At 61.7% G+C, this 17,595-nt stretch carries 18 protein-coding genes; 17 read left to right on the top strand and 1 reads right to left on the bottom strand.

Going from position 1 to position 17,595, the window contains the following annotated elements:
* The 16 genes from sctJ (at nt 1) to AACH55_RS12270 (ending at nt 15,419) form a co-directional block, all read left to right on the top strand.
* On the top strand, nt 1-963 hold the full coding sequence (gene sctJ / locus AACH55_RS12345) for a type III secretion inner membrane ring lipoprotein SctJ (protein WP_338720073.1): 963 nt from the start codon (nt 1-3) through the stop codon (nt 961-963).
* On the top strand, nt 960-1,586 hold the full coding sequence (locus AACH55_RS12340; protein WP_338720071.1) for a hypothetical protein: 627 nt from the start codon (nt 960-962) through the stop codon (nt 1,584-1,586). The genes sctJ and AACH55_RS12340 overlap by 4 nt, the downstream gene beginning before the upstream one ends.
* Nucleotides 1,587-1,617: 31 nt before the next feature.
* Entirely contained in the window at nt 1,618-2,226 is a 609-nt protein-coding gene (locus tag AACH55_RS12335; RefSeq protein WP_338720069.1) for an HrpE/YscL family type III secretion apparatus protein, read from the top strand.
* Nucleotides 2,227-2,350: 124 nt separating this feature from the next.
* Complete coding sequence (locus tag AACH55_RS12330; RefSeq protein ID WP_338720067.1) at nt 2,351-2,578, top strand: hypothetical protein; 228 nt, start codon at nt 2,351-2,353, stop codon at nt 2,576-2,578.
* A gap of 4 nt (nt 2,579-2,582) precedes the next feature.
* A complete protein-coding gene (locus tag AACH55_RS12325; protein ID WP_338720065.1) occupies nt 2,583-2,999 on the top strand; it encodes a hypothetical protein in 417 nt (138 codons plus the stop codon).
* The gene (sctC, locus tag AACH55_RS12320; protein ID WP_338720064.1) at nt 2,996-5,098 is read left to right on the top strand and encodes a type III secretion system outer membrane ring subunit SctC; all 2,103 of its coding nucleotides are present in this window, start codon (nt 2,996-2,998) and stop codon (nt 5,096-5,098) included. Before AACH55_RS12325 ends, sctC begins: the two co-directional genes overlap by 4 nt.
* Nucleotides 5,099-5,452: 354 nt before the next feature.
* Nucleotides 5,453-6,043, top strand: a complete 591-nt coding sequence (locus tag AACH55_RS12315; protein ID WP_338720062.1) for a toxin co-regulated pilus biosynthesis Q family protein — start codon at nt 5,453-5,455, stop codon at nt 6,041-6,043.
* On the top strand, nt 6,040-7,767 hold the full coding sequence (locus tag AACH55_RS12310) for a PilN family type IVB pilus formation outer membrane protein (protein ID WP_338720060.1): 1,728 nt from the start codon (nt 6,040-6,042) through the stop codon (nt 7,765-7,767). Before AACH55_RS12315 ends, AACH55_RS12310 begins: the two co-directional genes overlap by 4 nt.
* A gap of 17 nt (nt 7,768-7,784) precedes the next feature.
* Entirely contained in the window at nt 7,785-9,071 is a 1,287-nt protein-coding gene (pilO2, locus tag AACH55_RS12305) for a type 4b pilus protein PilO2 (RefSeq protein WP_338720058.1), read from the top strand.
* Nucleotides 9,061-9,564: a type IV pilus biogenesis protein PilP gene (gene pilP, locus AACH55_RS12300; RefSeq protein ID WP_209568870.1), complete on the top strand. Its 504-nt coding sequence runs from the start codon at nt 9,061-9,063 to the stop codon at nt 9,562-9,564. Before pilO2 ends, pilP begins: the two co-directional genes overlap by 11 nt.
* Entirely contained in the window at nt 9,561-11,180 is a 1,620-nt protein-coding gene (locus tag AACH55_RS12295) for an ATPase, T2SS/T4P/T4SS family (RefSeq protein WP_338720051.1), read from the top strand. Before pilP ends, AACH55_RS12295 begins: the two co-directional genes overlap by 4 nt.
* Nucleotides 11,170-12,246 carry a type II secretion system F family protein gene (locus AACH55_RS12290; protein ID WP_338720049.1) on the top strand — a complete coding sequence of 359 codons (1,077 nt, stop codon included), beginning with the start codon at nt 11,170-11,172 and terminating at the stop codon, nt 12,244-12,246. Before AACH55_RS12295 ends, AACH55_RS12290 begins: the two co-directional genes overlap by 11 nt.
* 18 nt (nt 12,247-12,264) lie before the next feature.
* Nucleotides 12,265-12,834: a type 4 pilus major pilin gene (locus AACH55_RS12285; RefSeq protein WP_338720047.1), complete on the top strand. Its 570-nt coding sequence runs from the start codon at nt 12,265-12,267 to the stop codon at nt 12,832-12,834.
* A gap of 110 nt (nt 12,835-12,944) precedes the next feature.
* Complete coding sequence (gene pilM / locus AACH55_RS12280; RefSeq protein WP_338720045.1) at nt 12,945-13,442, top strand: type IV pilus biogenesis protein PilM; 498 nt, start codon at nt 12,945-12,947, stop codon at nt 13,440-13,442.
* Nucleotides 13,443-13,540: 98 nt separating this feature from the next.
* A complete protein-coding gene (gene pilV / locus AACH55_RS12275) occupies nt 13,541-14,947 on the top strand; it encodes a shufflon system plasmid conjugative transfer pilus tip adhesin PilV (RefSeq protein WP_338720043.1) in 1,407 nt (468 codons plus the stop codon).
* Nucleotides 14,928-15,419, top strand: a complete 492-nt coding sequence (locus AACH55_RS12270) for a lytic transglycosylase domain-containing protein (RefSeq protein ID WP_338720285.1) — start codon at nt 14,928-14,930, stop codon at nt 15,417-15,419. The genes pilV and AACH55_RS12270 overlap by 20 nt, the downstream gene beginning before the upstream one ends.
* Here the strand turns inward: AACH55_RS12270 and AACH55_RS12265 are convergent.
* A complete protein-coding gene (locus tag AACH55_RS12265; RefSeq protein WP_338720041.1) occupies nt 15,404-16,081 on the bottom strand; it encodes a response regulator transcription factor in 678 nt (225 codons plus the stop codon). The genes AACH55_RS12270 and AACH55_RS12265 overlap by 16 nt on opposite strands.
* A gap of 315 nt (nt 16,082-16,396) precedes the next feature.
* Between AACH55_RS12265 and AACH55_RS12260 the strand changes: the two genes are divergently transcribed.
* Nucleotides 16,397-17,491: an ATPase, T2SS/T4P/T4SS family gene (locus AACH55_RS12260; RefSeq protein ID WP_310838629.1), complete on the top strand. Its 1,095-nt coding sequence runs from the start codon at nt 16,397-16,399 to the stop codon at nt 17,489-17,491.
* Nucleotides 17,492-17,595 lie beyond the last annotated feature (104 nt).

Raw genomic sequence — 17,595 nt, 5'->3', positions numbered from 1 at the left:
ATGCGCCTGCGACCACTGGCCAATTTCCTGCCCCTTCGCCCGCGATCACATTGCAGCAACCGGCTGCTGGCACAGCTGCCGCGCCTGGCGGCGATCCTGTTGCTGCTGCTTCTGCTGTCGGCCTGCTCCCGATCGGTCAATCTGCAGGCCGGCCTGTCCGATGGCGATGCCAACGAAATCGTTCTGGTGCTCAATCGCAAGGGCATCAGCGTCGAGAAGCAGAAGAGCAAGGAGGGCGTCACGCTGATCGTCAAGGAAGATGATCTCTCGCGCGCCACCGAAACCATGAACGAAGCGGGCCTGCCGCGCCGCAACCTGTCCAACCTGGGGGAGGTGTTCAAGAAGCAGGGGATGATTTCCACCCCCATGGAAGAGCGTATCCGCTACATTCACGGGCTCTCCGAGGAACTGGAGTCAACGCTGCAGCAATTCGACCACGTTATCTCGGCGCGCGTCCATGTGGTCCTGCCGGAGCGGATTGCACCGGGCGAACCGATTCAGCCGTCGTCAGCGGCGGTATTCGTCAAATATCGTGCGCCGCTGGACGAGGATATGGTCATGCCGCGCATCCGCAAGCTGGTAGCCTCCAGTATTCCTGGCCTGAGCGGCGAGGAGGGACGTGCCAAGGTCTCGGTGGTGATGATGCCCGGCGAGGTGCCCACGGCAGGTATCGAATGGACCACGCTGGGGCCCTTCGTGGTGGCCGTCTCCTCAGTAAGGGCGCTGGGCCTGACCCTGCTGGGGCTGGTCTTGCTGGTCCTGCTGGGGGGCGGCTGGCTGGCATTCCTGCATGTACAGCGCAATCCCAAACTCATGTTGATGATCGCCCGGCTCGCCATGCGCAAGGCCAAGTCCGCAGATCCAACCGAACCGACCACGACCAAGGCCACGGCTGCGCCGACTTCGCCAGCCCCCGCAGCCGCAACGGCGACGGCGGGCAAGGCAGGGCAGGGTAAATCGTGACAGATCTGGTTCCCGATCCTGCACCACCGATCTTGAGTCAGGCCTTTCTCGACTGGTGGTTCGCCCCGTGGCAATACCTTGATCTGGCCGTCTTGCCGGGGATGAGCGCCACTCTCGTGGCAAGGCGCGACAGTTATCGTGCCTGGTGTGAACGCGCCGCGCTGGCCCCGGACCTGCCGCGCCTGTTCGATCCCGGCTGGCAGAGTGCGGCCAGCCAGCAGGGGCAGGAGTTGCGCCGTCGTGCCGGACTGTTCGGTGGCTTGTTCGCCGCGCGAGAGCACCAACAGTCGGTTCTCGGTACGCTGGCGCGCGACCAACAGACCTGGTGTCAGCGCGTCTCGCTGGCCCAGCCGCTGACGCGCTGCGTGCCCCGGATCAGCAGCCCCGACGGTGCTCAGGCAGATGCCGTCCTGATCGGACTGGCCGAACTGGCGTGGCGGCTGGAACAGCATTTTCCCGGCATGTGGGCGCGTTTGCGCGGCTTGCTGGATCCATCCGAACGCAGCCGCATCGACAGCGCCTTGCCCGCTGCGGCCCACTCACCGGTGGCCGAATCAGCCGCTGCCGCCCGGCGTGCACTGCGGTGTTGGCAATCCTGTTGCACGCGTGCGCAGCAAGAATGAGATCGCCCGCGTTTTATGAAAGTGATGACCCATGAGCGACTTTGCCGTGCAGCGTGTGACCGTGCCGGATCAATTGCGTGCGCACCAGGGTGTGCTGCGCCTCACCGGGCTGACCGTGACCAGCGATGCGGCGCAACTGGCAGAGCAGATGCTGGCGCAGGCCCGCGACGAGGCTGAGCGGATACGCGAGCAGGCCGCAGAAGATGCCCGGCATGCCGTAAAGCGACAGCAGGAGGAAGTCGCGCAACGCGGGACTGCGTTGCTGGAGGGATTGCAACGAGCGCAGCACGACATGCTGGAGCGCATCGAAGAGGTCGTCGTGGATCTGGCGCAAGACGTGATGGAGCGCCTGCTGCTGGAACTTGCCCCGCGAGATCGCATCGCCGCCATGCTGCGCAGGGTACGTCAGGAGGCGCCAGCCAAGCTGCACGAGGCGGTACTGTGGGTCCACCCGGACGACCAGCAGCTGCTGCCGGCTTCGCCCTGGGAGGTCCAGACCGATTCCGCGCTGGCCCCGGGCAGTTGCCGCCTGGAGGCGGCCAGCGGGGAGTGGCGCAGCGACTTTGCGCTGGCGGTGCAGGCTTTGCGCGATGGTCTGGCCGCTGCCCGCACCCACCTCGGAGCCCAAGATCCTTCATGAGCCGTGGTGGCAGAGCACATCGACCCGGCAGACAGAGACCTCGCAAAAAATCCGAACTGAAGTCCAGGCCGCTGCCACCTATCCGCCGTAAGCCCCCTGTCATCCACATGAGGAGATGAGCGTCATGTCGAGCAATCCGGTACTGCAGAATCTACGCCACATGGACAAGAAGTTCGATGAGATCAGCCAGAAGATCAACGACTTCAACCGCCAGCAGGTCGACGGCGAGATGCCCGATCCGGCCGCCTTCATGGATCTGCTGCAAAAGCAATCCGTCACCAAAAGCGCCATGAGCGCCCAGTTCAATCTGCTGCAAAAGCCGTTGAAGACCGTCCTCAACGAAACCAAGTAACACGATGTCCACCGAGAGCCCAGACCACTGGCTGCAGACCCTGCCGCTGGATGAACCGGTCGTCATCGATGGTGAGACGGTGTTTTTGCGGGTACGCCAGGAAGGTGCCGAGCTGGGCGTCTACCTCGGCGGCCGACCCAGCGACAGTGCATTGGCCGAGACCATGCGCGTGAGTTTCCAGAGCGCCAGAGAATTCGAAGCAGGTCTGGCCTGGGAGCCGGAAGGCGGACTGGTGCTGTCGCGCTGGGTGGCCGGTGCAAGTGGCTGGCATGACCTGGCAGAGCCGCTGGAGCAGCTGCTCAACCAGCTGGCCTTGTGGCGCGCCGCCCTGTCCCGCGCCCCTGCCGGCCATGACAAGCGCACCAGGCGCGATGAAGAACGCTTCTACAAACTGTTGTCTCAGTCCGGGGGAATGAAATGAATAGCCGCGAGTGGATCAAATCGTGGGGCATGGGCATCTTGCTGGCGGCGTTGCTGCTGTGGGGGACGACACTGCATGCAGCCGTGCCGGCAGCATGGAAGGACAGCGGCTTTTCTATCAATGCCAACGGCATGACGCTCAATGGTGTACTGGAGGATTTCTCCCGTACCTATGGGGTGCGGCTGTCGATGAGCGGCGAGGGCGACCGCCTGGTGAAAGGGCGGCTCAAAGCCGACAACGGTATCGAGTTTCTCAACCGGCTCGGAGCGACCTACAAGTTTCGCTGGTTCGTCTACAACAACACCCTCTACGTCGCCTCGGCCAGCGACAACACCTCCGAGCGGCTGGAGGTGGGCGAGGATGCCGTGCAGGACGCCAAGGCTGCGCTGGTCGGGCTGGGTCTGTATGACGAGCGTTTCGGCTGGGGCGAGCTGCCGGACGAGGGCGTGGTCATCGTCAGCGGCCCGCGCAGCTATGTCGATCTGGCGCGTAATGTGCTGCTGCCCGCCAGCGACAAAAAAGTGCCCCGCAAGGGACGGCAGATCATGATGTTCCGCCTCAAGTACGCCACGGCGATGGATCGTGTCATCACCTCGCGCGGCAAGACCGAGACCATCCCCGGCATCAAGACCATCCTCAGCAACCTGCTGTTCGGTCCCAACAGTGGCGAGAAATTGAGCGGTTCTACGCCACGCTTCGATGCCGCCAGCAATAAACGATCGCGCCAGCCCAAAAATGAGCGCGCCGCCATCGGCGAGAGCACCGGCGAAGGACTGGGGCCGCTGTTTTCTGCGCCCGTGGGCAATGGCAACAACCTGATGATGCCGGGAGGCGCGATGGACGGTGGCCGCAGCGGTGGTACCGGTGACTCCGGACGTGCCAGCGAAGAGGAGGGACGTCCGCGCATCGAAGCCGATCCCAGCCTTAATGCCATCATGATCTACGACAACATCAACAAGCGCGACATGTATGCCTCGCTGATCGCCGAACTGGATGTCCAGCCGCAGCAGATCGAGATCGAGGCCCTCATCGTCGATATCGATCGCAGCAAGCTCTCCGACATGGGCGTGGAATGGGGCGTGCGCGCCGGCGCGGTCAACAGCACCATCAATGCCACTACCGCCGCCTCGGAAGGCATGAACCTGCCATTGCCCGGCGCCACGCTGCTCATCAGCAATGCCGCCCGCTTCTATGCGCGGCTCAAGGCCATGGAATCCAATGGCGATGCCCACGTCCTGGCCACGCCCACGGTACTGACCCTGGACAACGTGGCGGCCGTGCTCGACCTCAGCCGTAGCGCCTACGTGTCGCTGGTGGGCGAGCGCGTGGCCGACCTCGCCGACATCACCGCCGGGACCAAGCTGCGCGTGATCCCGCGCATCATCCATGATGGCGGGCAGACGCGGGTGAGACTGGAGGTCGACATCGAAGATGGCTCCTTGGACAGCAATGACAGCGGCAACAGCGGCAATCCCAACAATACGGTATCGACCAGCGTCACCCGCTCGACCATCAGCACCCAGGCCATCATCGACTCGCAGCAGACCCTGATGATCGGCGGCTATCGCGCCGAGGCATTGAGCAAGAACAAGCAGAAGGTGCCGGTGCTGGGAGACCTGCCGGTGTTGGGCGGGCTGTTCCGCAGTGAATCGCAGTCCACCAGCACCAAGGAACGACTGTTCCTCATCACGCCGCGCATCACCGGCACCGACGGTCTGGATGTGTCCACGACCAGGGCATTGCGCGAAAAGTCGCCTGACCAATCGGCTGCGCCGGCCACTCCCGCCACTCCCGCTGCGCCAGGAACAATGCCGGGTGCGCCAGCCGCACCGATGCCTGCGCTGCCTCCAGGCATCCCCGGCACCACGACCGGCCCCGTGCTGCCGGTAGGACCGCCACCGCATGCCGCTGGTGCGAGCGAGACGACAGTGGCCAGCGCGACGCCCGCCACCGCGGCGGCCACCACCGCATCCGATACCCCTGCCGCTCCGGTAAGCACTGCTGCAGCTGGCCCTTTCAGCCCCATTGGCAACGGCTTGCGCCTGCCCACACGAACGCGGGTCCAGTGCAAGCGACCCGCCGGCGTCGGAATGATGTAGGTAATTACGGAATGGTGACAACCTTGTTGCAGAAGAGGGCAACGGGCCTTGAGAACGATTTGATGAGGAAGCGAACGTTCGGTCTTTTTAAGAAATACCGGGGAGGATTCTAAGAAAATGCCGGTCATATTTTTTGAGAATCTCCGTCTTGAATCTTCTTTACTATCAACAAGAAATCAAACAAACAGAAGCCAGCAAGGTAAAGGTCGCTCAGCCAGTCTCGAGGAAAATTGCGGACAGATGCCACTTTCTGTATCGCCGCAACACCCTGACAAGAGCATCGGGCGGTGAAGAAATCAACCAAATGACGCATAAGGGTTAGTCATGTATTCAGAACAAATTACTTACAAATGCATGAGCAGAGTACTAAGTATTTTCTCCTTTACGCTGGGTTGCACGCTGCTGGCCGGTAGCATGCAGCCAGCCCATGCGCAGACCTCCACCGAGCATCTGTTCCCCGTGACGGGCCGGTTCGACCTGCTGGCGGGCGACGGCGGCTTCTCCGATGACTGCGATACCGCGACGGGGCTGGCCGCCGGCGACAATGGCGTGATCATGCTGGCCAAGCTGGATGGTCAGAAGACGCGGGCAACCGGGAAGGGCAAGAATGGCGGCGCCATCGCGCCCGCAGCGGATGTGGAGCAGCTGCCGGCAGCGCTGCCGCAGAGTCCGACGGCGCCGGATGCGCAGGAGACCTGGGAAATCATCGTCTCTGACAAGACCCTCAATGCCGCCCTGGCACGCTGGGCCAGCAAGGCTGGCTGGCAACTGGTGTGGGAGCTGCCGGTGGACTACGCGGTCGAGACCCGTACCACTGTCCATGGCAGTTTCGAGGAAGCGGTCGGGGCCGTCACACGCGGCATGGAAAGTGCCGAGATCCCGATGAAAGCCATGTTCTATCAAGGTAACAAGGTCTTGCGTATCACGGCCAAGGGAGCGGAATGATGAAGGCAAAATACTGGGCGCTGGCACCGTTGGTCGTCGTCATGGGCGGATGCACCGCGCTGCACCAGATGGAAAACGATATCGATGCCACCACCGACAAGACCGCAAGCCTGGTCAAGGAAGTCGGTCGCACCGCACCAGGCGCGGTGATGCCGTCCACGCCACTGGTGACCCACGATAGCGGAATCTGGTTGGGCAAGAACGTGGTCAAGCTGGGGCAACCGGCGCTGCCGCCCATCTTCTACGAACCCACCACCTTTGATCGCACCCTCTATTCGCTGAGCGAACTGGCCGAGCGCATCACCTTGCGCACCGGCATTCCCAGCCGGGTTACGGCCGATACCCAGGAAGTGGCCGGCATGGCATTCCGCAATCGCCCCGGCGCGGCCGGGTTCAATGCTACGCAGCCGCTGCCGCCTGGTTTGCCCGGCGAGAATGGCCCGGGGGCAGCACCCGGCGCGGCGGCGGGTAATGCCGCACGCCTGCCGCTGCCCTCTGCACCGACGCCGCAATTGCTGTCCCTGCCGGCAGATGCGTCGACGGGCGTACGGATTTCCTATGCCAATGGTTCGCTCAAGGGGCTGCTTGATACCGCCGCTGCGCGGTTCGGCGTCTCATGGAAATACGTCGACGGGACAATTCAGTTCTTCCACACGGAGTCGCGCAACTTCCAGATCAATGCCATTCCGGGCGACTCCACCTTCACGGCCACCGTTACCAGCGGTGCCACCTCCACCGGCGGCGTCTCCGGAGGGGGCAGCAGTGGCGGGGGCAGCACGACTTCCAGTGGCAGCGCCGTATCGGCCAACAATTCCCAGAACACCGGGGTCGCTTCGAAGCTGTCGGTCTACAGTGGTATCGAGAATGCCATCAAGGTCATGCTCTCGCCCTATGGCAAGGTACTGGCCTCGCCTGCCACCGGGGCCATCACGGTCGTCGATACACCGGATTCCCTGGACAAGATCGCCGCCTATATCGATGGCGAGAACAAGGCGCTGTCACGCCAGATCGCCATCAATGTCACGGTGCTGTCGGTGAGTCTGTCGCATTCCGACGAATACGGCATCAACTGGAGTGCGGTCTACAACAGCCTGAACCGGAACTTCGGCATCAGCAACAGCTTTACGCCAGCCTCGCCGGGCTCCGGCAATTTCACGGCGGGTATCGTCGGCTCCTCCAAGTTCTCCGGCACTACGGCGGTGATCAATGCCTTGTCCGAACAGGGCAAGGTGCGTCGTCAGACCACCGCCTCGGTCGTGACCCTCAACAACCAGCCCGTACCGGTGCAGGTGGCGCGCCAGACCAGTTACCTGCAATCTTCGCAGACGTCGATCGTGGCGCAGGTCGGCACCACCACCACGCTGATCCCGGGGGTAGTGACGGCCGGCTTCAACATGAGCATCCTGCCGCACGTGCTGACCAATGGCACGGTGATGCTGCAGTTCTCCACTGACATCTCCACCTTGCGCGGCATCCGGCAGATCGAAAGCAATGGCAGCCGTATCGAATCCCCTGAACTCGATACCCGCAATTTCCTGCAGCGTGTCGCCATGAAGTCCAACGAGACCCTCATCATCAGCGGCTTTGAACAGACCGATGACAACCTCGATTTCAAAGGCGTGGGCACGCCCAGGAATTTCCTCCTCGGTGGCGGCGTCAATGGCCAGAACAACAAGGAAATCATCGTTGTGCTGATCACGCCGGTGGCCATGGCCGCGATCTGAGGAACAGGACCCGAGCCATGGCGAGCTATGTCACCCAGATAGAAAAGCACCGCTTCGTCTGCGGGCTTTTCTGGCAGTCCCTGTCGCGTCCGCGCGAACTGAAGAAGGAGGCCATCGACCTCGGCCGCAAGATCGATTCCGATCTGCTGGTCATCCGCATGGATCACTCCACCGCCCAGGCCGGTTTTGCGCATAGCCGGGAGGGCGGGCGTTGCGGGATGTTCTCGCTGGCGGCGATCGTCTCCAAGACGCTGGCCATCGAGGGGGCCTTCTACGATGGTGAGCAGCAGGCGGTCCACAACTGGCTGGGGGTGTTCATGCTCCCGGACGGGAAGTGGCTGTACCTGGCCGTGCGCGACGCCAACTTCCTGCCCAACGGCGACTTCGTGGGCGAGAAGGAGGAGGTGCTGGACCGGCTGCATTCCGACTATGCGCTGGGAGGATGGAATGTGGTCATCGGCGAGCCCGAGCTGGCCGATATGGGCTTCCACAATTTCAACGCCCGCACCATCGCCACCCTGATCCCGCGCAAGAAGGACGGCAGCATTCGCGTGCACAAGTGGTGGCGCCTGTATCAGATCGACGGCGTGCCGTCCTGGCTGCCCACTGTAGCGGGGGCCGCGGCCGCCCTGCTGGTGGCCGCGGGCGGATGGCTGGGCTGGCGCTATTACCAGCAAAAGCAGGCGGAACAAGAAAACGAGCAGGCCATCGCCCGTGCGCGCGAGCAGATCCAGCGCGAGGCCCAGGCCGCCGCGCATCCCTGGTCGCACATCCCGTTGCCGGCAGTGATGGTAAAGACCTGCATGCATCAGTTCGATCATCTGACCGCAGGCGGCTGGCAGCTTGAAAGTTACCTCTGCACACCGGAGCGACAAAGCTACAGCTGGCAGCGCGGCGATTCGACCATCGCCCTGCTGCGCGCCCAGGTGCCGGACGCCATTGTCGATGCCAGCGGCGACAAGGCCAGCTATGTCCACCCCCTGTCGATGGCAAGCGGTGACAACGATGTGCTGGGCGAGGCGCAGCCCACCCTGGAAGGGCTGATGTCGCGCTTCCAGGCCATCGGTCTGCCCATCAAGGTGAGCGCGGTCGCGCCGCTGAAGCTGCAGGCACAGCAACAACCGCAACAGCCGCAACAACAGCAGTGGCAGCCGGGATGGCGCTCTTTCCTTTTTTCCATCAATGCCCATGGCATGGCACCGACCGACATCGCCACCATGCTCAGCCGCCCGGGCGTCCGGGTCGAAAAACTTGTTTATCACGGGGCCGAGTGGTCCCTGGAGGGAACGATCTATGCAAAATAATCTGGCGCTGATCTGGGTCGCAGCCACCGCGCTGCATGTGATGTCGGCCTCGGCTGAAAACGTCTCCGAGAGCCTCACGCGGATCGAAGCGGAAACCCTGGTATTGAAGGCCCGAGAACGACAGCTGGAGATCCAGTCCAACATCGTCACGCGACAGAATGAGATCGCCGTGAAGCAAAACATGACCGCTGCCATCACCCAGCCCGTGGTGGTGGGTGACCCGGTGATCCGCGCCATCGAAGGCGTGGGCAGCAAGATTTTCGCCACCCTGCAGCTCAGTGACGGCAGCATCGTCGATGTCCAGCAGGGAGATACCTTGTCCAATGGCATGAAAGTGGTCTCGGTGACGCCACGCGAGGTCGTGGTGATGTCCAAGTCCAATCAGCGTATCCGCCTGGGAACCTATGCACCGCAGAGCGCGGTCTTCAACGGCGCTTACGCGGGCACGGCACTGGGTATGCCTGCCGCGCCAGCCAGGAGTGCTGCGCGATGATCCAGCATGCCGAACGGCAGGAGGGCCAGGCAGCGGGCAAGGGGCAGGCCACACTCGGACTCGATGATCTGCAGGCACTCTGTGGACTGGGCCTGCTCAGCAATGCCGGCAGCCTGGAGGCGCGACCGGAAGAGAAGAAACTGCTCTGCCTGCTGGGTGATGGCCGGCTGCTGGTGGCGGCCGGTCAGGCATTCAATCCGCATGTGCTGTCCTATCGCGGGCGGCTGGAGCGCATGGGCCATCCCTTCAGGGAAGTGCAGGCCAGCATCGAGCTGATCCGTCGCATCAACAGTAATGGCTTGCCGATCCAGGCCGAGCGCAATCAGGAACACTCGATGATGCAGGTCACGGCCAAGGAGATGCTCAACAAGGCCTGCCGGGTGCGGGCCTCGGACATCCACCTGCGGGTGCGGAAGAATTGTACGGAGATCTATTTCCGCATTCACAACGATCTGTTGCCAGTGGGGGGACAGACCCGCGAGTACGGTGAGCGCCTGTTGGCGACCTTGTATGGTGCCATGACGTCGGTGTCGGACAGCTCCTACAAACCGACCGAACGCCAGGATGCCAGCATCGCCGACCGTGACAAGCTGCCGCCGGAACTGTATGGGGTGCGCATCGCCACGGTGCCGACCAACGAGGGCAGCGTGATGGTACTGCGGTTGTTGTACAACGATGTGGGCGAGAACCTGGACCTGCGCTCGCTGGGCTTCTCCGACCAGCATGTGAGCGACCTGCAGCGTCTGAAGGAGCAGCCCATCGGCATGAACATCATCAGCGGGCCTACAGGCTCGGGCAAGTCGACCACGCTGCAGCGTGTGCTCTGCGGGCAGATTCTGGAAAGCGAGGGGAAACTGCACGTACTGACCATCGAAGATCCGGTCGAATATCCGATCGAAGGCGCGGTCCAGACCACGGTGACCAATGCCCACACCGAAGAGGAACGCTCGCGCCTGTTCTCGGCGGCGATCTCCAATGCCATGCGGCTCGACCCGGACACCATCATGATCGGCGAGATACGCGACCGGGCTTCAGCCCAGAATGCCTTGCGTGCCTCGATGACAGGCCACCAGATCTGGACCACCCTGCATGCCAACAGTGCCATGGCCATTGTGGACCGTCTCGTCGATCTGGGCTTGCAGCAGAGCCTGGTGCTTGACCACACCGTCATCACCGGCCTGATCAGCCAGCGCCTGGTCAAGCAGCTGTGCCCGCATTGCAGGCAGCCACTGCTGGCGCACCTGGATCGGGTGCCGGCGGCCTTGTTGGCGCGCTTGCGCAAGGTGATCCCGGATCGTCTGCAGGACGTCTTCCTCTGCGGCCCGGGGTGTGAGGTCTGCTCGCATCGCGGCACGATCGGCCGGACCGTCGTTGCCGAGGTCATCGTGCCGGACGAGATTTTTTTCCGCCATCTGCGGATGGGCGAGAAATGTCAGGCGTGGCGCCACTGGAAGCAATCCCTGGGCGGCCGGAGCATCGCCGATCATGCACTCGAAAAGGTCGTGGCCGGTCTGATCGATCCGGCCATGGCGGAAAAGGTGGTCGGATATTTCCAGGAAGCGGCGGTGACCGCCGCACCTCACCTGCACGTAGTGGAGGCCGACGGTGCTGCGTGATCTCAATCGCTGGTGGGCCCGGACCCAATTCACGGCCACGGTCAGGTTGAGCCTGTACCGCAAGATCGCCAAGATGCTCTCGCATGGACTGCCCTTGCTCAAGATCCTGGAAGAGTTGCGCGACCGCGCCTCCGAGCACGGCAAGAAGCCGGGTGAGCCGCTGGCCATCGTCCTGGATGACTGTCGGCGCATGGTGCAGAACGGGCGTCTGCTGGCCGAGGGTCTGGAATGGTGGGTGCCGCGCTCGGAGCAGATGATCATCATGGCCGGCGAACAGTCCGGCAAGCTGGAGCACACGCTCATGGCGGTGGTGAGCGTGGTGCAGGCAGGCAAGAAGATCAAGGGGGTGATCCTGGGCGGACTGGCCTATCCCTTATCGGTGCTGGCGCTGGTGATCGTCTACATCTACCTGTTCGGAACCCGGGTTATCCCCGAGTTCACCCGCATGATCGATCCCTCCGGCTGGCATGGTGCGGCCCGGTCGCTGTACCTGATGTCGCTGTGGGTACAGCAGTGGATGGCTTATGCCGTGCTGGGCTTGCTGGTACTGCTGGTCGCCCTGGCGCTGTCGATGAGTCGCTGGACCGGTTCGCTGCGCATCCTGGTGGACCGGCTGCCGCCTTATTCCATCTATCGCCTGATGGTCGGATGCGGATTCCTTACCGCGTTCTCGGCCTTGCAGTCGGCCGGCGTGACGGTGGAGAAGTCGCTGCTGCGCCTGTCAGCGATGGCACAACCCTGGTTGCGCGAACGACTGGACGGTGCCTTGCTGGGTGTGCGTTCGGGCCTGAATTGCGGCGAGGCACTGCGCAATGCGGGGTATCAGTTTCCGTCCAAGGAAGTCATCGATGACCTGTGTGTCTATGCGGAATACAAAGGATTTGCAGAAGCGCTCAGGCTTCTGGCAGATGAATGGATGGAGCAGGGCGTAGAGGCCATCTCGCTGAGGATGAAGGTATTGAACGGTTTTTCCATCATTACCCTGGCCTTGGTGATTGGCTGGCTCGTGACCGGATTTTTCGGCATCCAGCAGGAAATTGCAGCACTAACGCGAAGTGTCCATTGAACTACCAGACAAGGAAGCATGATGAAGTGCAAATACATCCATAGCAAAAAAAACCATCTGGCCATCCGTTCAGACAGCCTGCTGGCGCGACAGCAAGGGGCGTCGCTGCTGGAAGGGATTGCCTACCTGGGCATTGCGGCCATTGTGGTGCTGGGCGCGGTCTCTCTGCTCACCGGTGCCTTCGGCAGCGCCAAGGCCAACCAGATGACCGAAGAGGTCGTGGCCATCCGAACCGCCGTCAGAAAGCTCTATATCGGCCAGAGCTATCCGACGTCCTCGCTGGTGCCCAGCCTGTTGCTGGCCAATGCCATCCCCAACACCCTGGCACGTCCGACCAATACCACCCTGAGCAACAGCTGGGGTGGGGCAGTGACCATCGTTGGAACCAGCACCGGCTTTACCATCACCTACAACGCAGTACCGCAGGATGTGTGCGTGAGCATGATCAGCGGTGCCAGCGGCTGGACCCAGATCGACCAGGGCGGCAACAATCCGATCACCAGCTTCCCGGCAACGGTAAGCAATGCCAATTCGTTGTGCACGGTGAATTCGGCAGCCGGCAATTCGATCACCTTCACCGCCTCCTGAAAGCCGCTGCTGCCCCTGCCGCCAGCGAGGCGGTGGGTGCGACCACCGGGTTGATGCAGGAACGCGCATCAACCGGTGGCAATGATGTCGACCAAGGAAAGGACAGAGCGATGTGGGGCCTCATCGTGGCACTGGCAATGATTGCGGCGGGTGGCTTTTATTGCAGCACCAGCAGTCAGCAACTGGCCGTGGTCCAGTCCAATCGCGTCCGGGAAACGGCAGCGGAGATGGCCTTGTACCGCCAGGCGGTCATCGATTATTTCAGTGCCAACGACCTGCGCGGCACAAGCGTCTCCATCGAGACCCTCAAGAGCGCGCACGCCTTGCCGAGCTGGTCGCTGCTCTATCAGCAAAGTGACCGGCTGATCTGGAGCAACTACCGTGACCAGGACGGAATCATCTATGTCTACGGGACGTCGCTGCCCCCATTCAACATTCTCGCCGATCTCACCCAGCTCTCCGGCAATTCCCTGCTGGTCGGCGTCTACCGGAGCGGCAAGAGCACACTGCAGTCGGGGCTCTTCGGTGATACCGGCATTTCCGTCACCGCGTTGGCCGGCAGAGCCGTTCCGGATGGTTCTCCGCTGTGGATCGCGATGACCCAATGAGGCAAGCGTGTCGCAAGCCTTGTGACTGATTTTCCGTTTTCCAGTTGTTGCCGCTGTTCGTGCAGCCCGGCCTGCGCTTTTTTTTCGGAGCCGATCCCATGCCTCATCCCTCCTCACGTATCCGTCCGCAGCGCGGTTTCGCCATTATTGAAGTGCTCGGCGCACTGGTCATCGGTTCGATGATCCTGCTGGGTCTGGCGCATCTGATCGACGACTCCATCGATGATCTCAAGGGCACGCAGACCGCCTACTATCAGTCGCAGATCAGCGCGGCAGCGGCGAAATATCTCAGTATCAACAACCAGGCCTTGCAAAGCGCCACCCCCACCGCCAGCACGGTAGTGGCTATCGGCCTGGCCGATCTGAAAGCCGCCAAGCTGGTTGCCAGCGGGATGGCACCTAGCAATCCCTACGGACAGATTCCCTGCGTCCTGGTGCGCCAGCCGGATCCGACGGGTCATCCCGGGCAGTTCGATGCCCTGGTGATCACCAGCGGAGGCAACAAGATTCCCGATCGCGAGATCGCCGCCGTCTCCATGAATGCCGGCCTCGGCAGCGGCTACATTACGGCCGCCAATCCCGGCGTAGCGCGTGGTGCCTCGTGGAGCATGGCGACCGATGCCTATCGTTCGGTGGCCTGCAGCGGTGCCCCGGCATTGAGCGGCGGGGCCGCCGATGGTGGCCATCTGGTGTCGAGCCTCTTTTACGACGGGCCGGGACAACTCTCCACGGATTTTCTGTACCGTAGCGCAGTGCCGGGGCGACCCGAACTCAACCGCATGAATACGCCGGTGCGGTTTGCGTCGACGGCACTGGTGCAAAGCGGCACGTCCTGCCTGAATGCGGCCGGCGTGGCAGAGGCGGGCATTGCCATCGATAGCGCCACGCGCAACCTGATCACTTGCGCCAGCAATGGCCGCTGGTCGAGCTCATCCCAATGGCGCGAGCCGGTGGCCAGTTGGGCGGCTCTGCCCAGTTCAGGAAATCAGGCCGGCGATGTGCGCATGGTCACCGGGCTCAGCCGTGCATTTACCTATGATGGTGCCAAGTGGGTGGCACTGGCGGTGGACCAGCAAGGCAACATGACCGTACCCGGCACCCTTGATGCCAGCAAGCTGGCCGCCAGCCAGTCCGTCAGCTCCGGGGGAACCATCACCGCCACTGGCGACATTAATAGCCAAGGCAACGTCGGAGCCGGCAACGATATGAGCGCAGGTCGAAACATGAGCGTTGGCATCGACCTCGCGGTCGGCAAGAACATCAACGTCGACAACATCTACGCCCAGGGCAACGTCAACTCGAAGGGCGGCATGCATTCGCCGCGTATCCAGTTGTACGACTCCGCTAATCCTCATGATCCCTGCAACTACAACGCAATTGACGACGATGGCAATCCTTTCATCAAGTTTCCGATCGGCACGATCCTGATGGACCAGAACGCCACGCCCCTCATCTGCTACCAGGACAAGACTTTTAGATATGCCAATGGTACTTACTCACCCTGATCAGCGCACTGCGGCCAGTGCGCTCCTCGCGCGGCGTCGCTGGCGCAACCTGTTGGCCGGCACGCTGCTGGCGTCAAGCTGCGGCCTGGCGCACGCCTGCTGGGAGCAGGTCGCCAACTGGTACGGCGTGAACGTGCATCTGCTGTATGCGATCGCCAAAACCGAATCCAATCTCAATCCTCTGGCAAGGAACCAGAACAAGAACGGCTCCTACGACATCGGTCTGATGCAGATCAACAGCACCTGGCTGCCCACGCTGAAGAAGTACGGGATCGACGAGTCCCGCCTGAAGGATCCCTGTGTCAATCTGCAGGTCGGCGCATGGATTCTCTCCCAGAACATGCAGCGAATGGGACCGACCTGGGAGGCGGTCGGTGCCTACAACGCCAGAAATCCCAAACTGAGAATCGAATATGCGCGGCGGGTCTATCGAAATATCCCGACCGAAGCGCTGGTTCAGGCGGGAAGGTAGTCGTCCGGGTCTGCGGTGTGCTGACTGGACCCAGCCTCCTTGCATAATTCCAGCCGATATCCCTGGTTGTAGGCGGTGCGGATCATGACCACCGGCCGGTCGGGGTCGATCTGCAGCTTTTTGCGCAGCTTGTAGACGTGCTGTTCGATGGTGCGACCGGCGATGTCACTGTCGGTGCTCCAGATCACGGCACCGATGGTCTCGCGCGAGATATAGACTCCGGGGGAGGAAAAGAACAGCCACGCCATGCTGAATTCGCGCGGGGTCAGGTTGATCGGCGTTCCCTGATAGCTGAACCGGGTGGATTCCCGGTTCAGGGAAAATCCCGCATATTCAATCGTGCGCCGGCTCGCGGCCGGTGCCGAGCGCCGGATGAGGGCGTTCACACGCGCAGTAAACTCAATGACTTCGAAAGGACGGACCAGAAAGTCGTCAGCCCCGCTGTCCAGGGTCAGCGCAGCCAGCTCGGCGCTCCGGGTGGGCGACAAGACCAGGGTCGGGGTGCGGTCGCCGCTCCGGTAGTTCAGCCAGGAAAAAATATTATCGTCACTGCCGGGGGGCTCGGTGATATCGATGATGATCAGGCTGAATCCCCTGCGCCGCAGCGAGCGCAAGAGATCAGTCTCCGTCGTGAAATGCACTGGCTCGAGGCCAGCTCGCATTAGTGCTTCCTTCACTTGGACATATACAGACGGGTTACGTAGATAGCATGCTATTTTCATTTCGCGATTCAAGCTGTGTTATGCCATCTCTACGTCGATGGATATTCCAGATTTCGGTTGTCAAAAAGTTGAGAATTCTTGAACATCTCGTCATTCAACGGAAGGTATACTTTAATTATTAATATAGAGCAATTTCATTCGATCCCTGGGGCTCTGCAACGGTTTCCTCCCTGGTGGTTCAATGCCAAAACTGGACAGGCAAGGCAATAGTGTTTCTCCGGTTGCTCAATAATTCATGATCATCCAGGTGACCGAATGGCAAACAATTCCTCCTTTGCGCGAGATATGCAGCAAGAACTTCTCCTGCTGCTTAATAACCAAAAAACGTTCTCCGATATCCATATCGAGCAGGACGAGCCGCTGATGCTGAAGACGCCACGTGGCTGGCAGTCTTGCGGCGACTCTCCGGTGACGCTCGAAGAGATGCAACCTCTGCTCAACGCAATCGACGAGGATTGGGAGGACAAGATCATCGACAAGGCAATCGATTCTCCGTTCATTCTTGACCGCTGGCGTCTGCGCTGCAATGTGTTCCGCATGGCACGTGGCACACGGGTGGCGATCTCGATCCGCCGCTTCCCGCTGGAGCCGATGGCGCTGGAAAGCACCGGATTGCCGCCTTACATCAAGACCATCCTGGATGTCACCAAGGGCCTCATCCTCATCACCGGACCAACCGGGGCGGGCAAGACGACCACCATGGCCTCCATGCTGGAGTACATCAACGCCACCCGTCACGCGCATATCGTCACGATCGAAGAGCCCATCGAATACGAACTTCAACGCAAGCAATCCATCATCTCTCAAAAAGAGGTGCCCACCGATACCGCGAGTTTTTCCAGCGGTCTGCGCGAAGCCCTGCGTCAAAAACCCGACGTATTGATGGTCGGAGAAATTCGCGACTTCGAGACTGCCGACACGGTCCTGCATGCCGGTGAGTCGGGGCACCTCGTGCTGGCCACGCTGCATACCAGCAGTGCAGTGCGCGCCATTACCAAACTTCTCAGTTTCTTTCCGCCCGATCAACGCACTCAGCGGGCGGCATCGCTGGCGGATTCGCTGATCGGCGTCATCTTCCAGAGCCTGCTGCCTTCCGAGGATGGCGAACAACACGTGATGGCCAGCGAGATGGTGTTCAACAACAACCAGCAGATCGCGCCCTTCATCACGGATCCGGAAAAGCTGCCGCTCATCGGCGACTTCATGAAGCGCAAGGAAGATAATATGTCCCGCACGCTCAACGATGTCCTGATCCAGTTGATCGCCAAGAAGCGGATCAATCCGCGCGATGCCTTGCGCATTGCCTATAACCGCATCGAACTGCACGAGATGCTGACCAGCAAGCGCTGAAGCGCGGACCATGACGGACGGGGGCGCGCCCTCGTCCGCATCCTGCCGGCAGCACAACGACGGCGCAATGCCGTCGCATCTGCACGCACGAAGTACGCGCAACG

Origin of the sequence: Herbaspirillum sp. DW155, assembly GCF_037076565.1 — a bacterium.
Lineage (GTDB): Bacteria > Pseudomonadota > Gammaproteobacteria > Burkholderiales > Burkholderiaceae_D > Herbaspirillum.
Note: the sequence above shows the minus strand (reverse complement) of the source record. Positions and strands in the feature narration are given on the sequence as shown.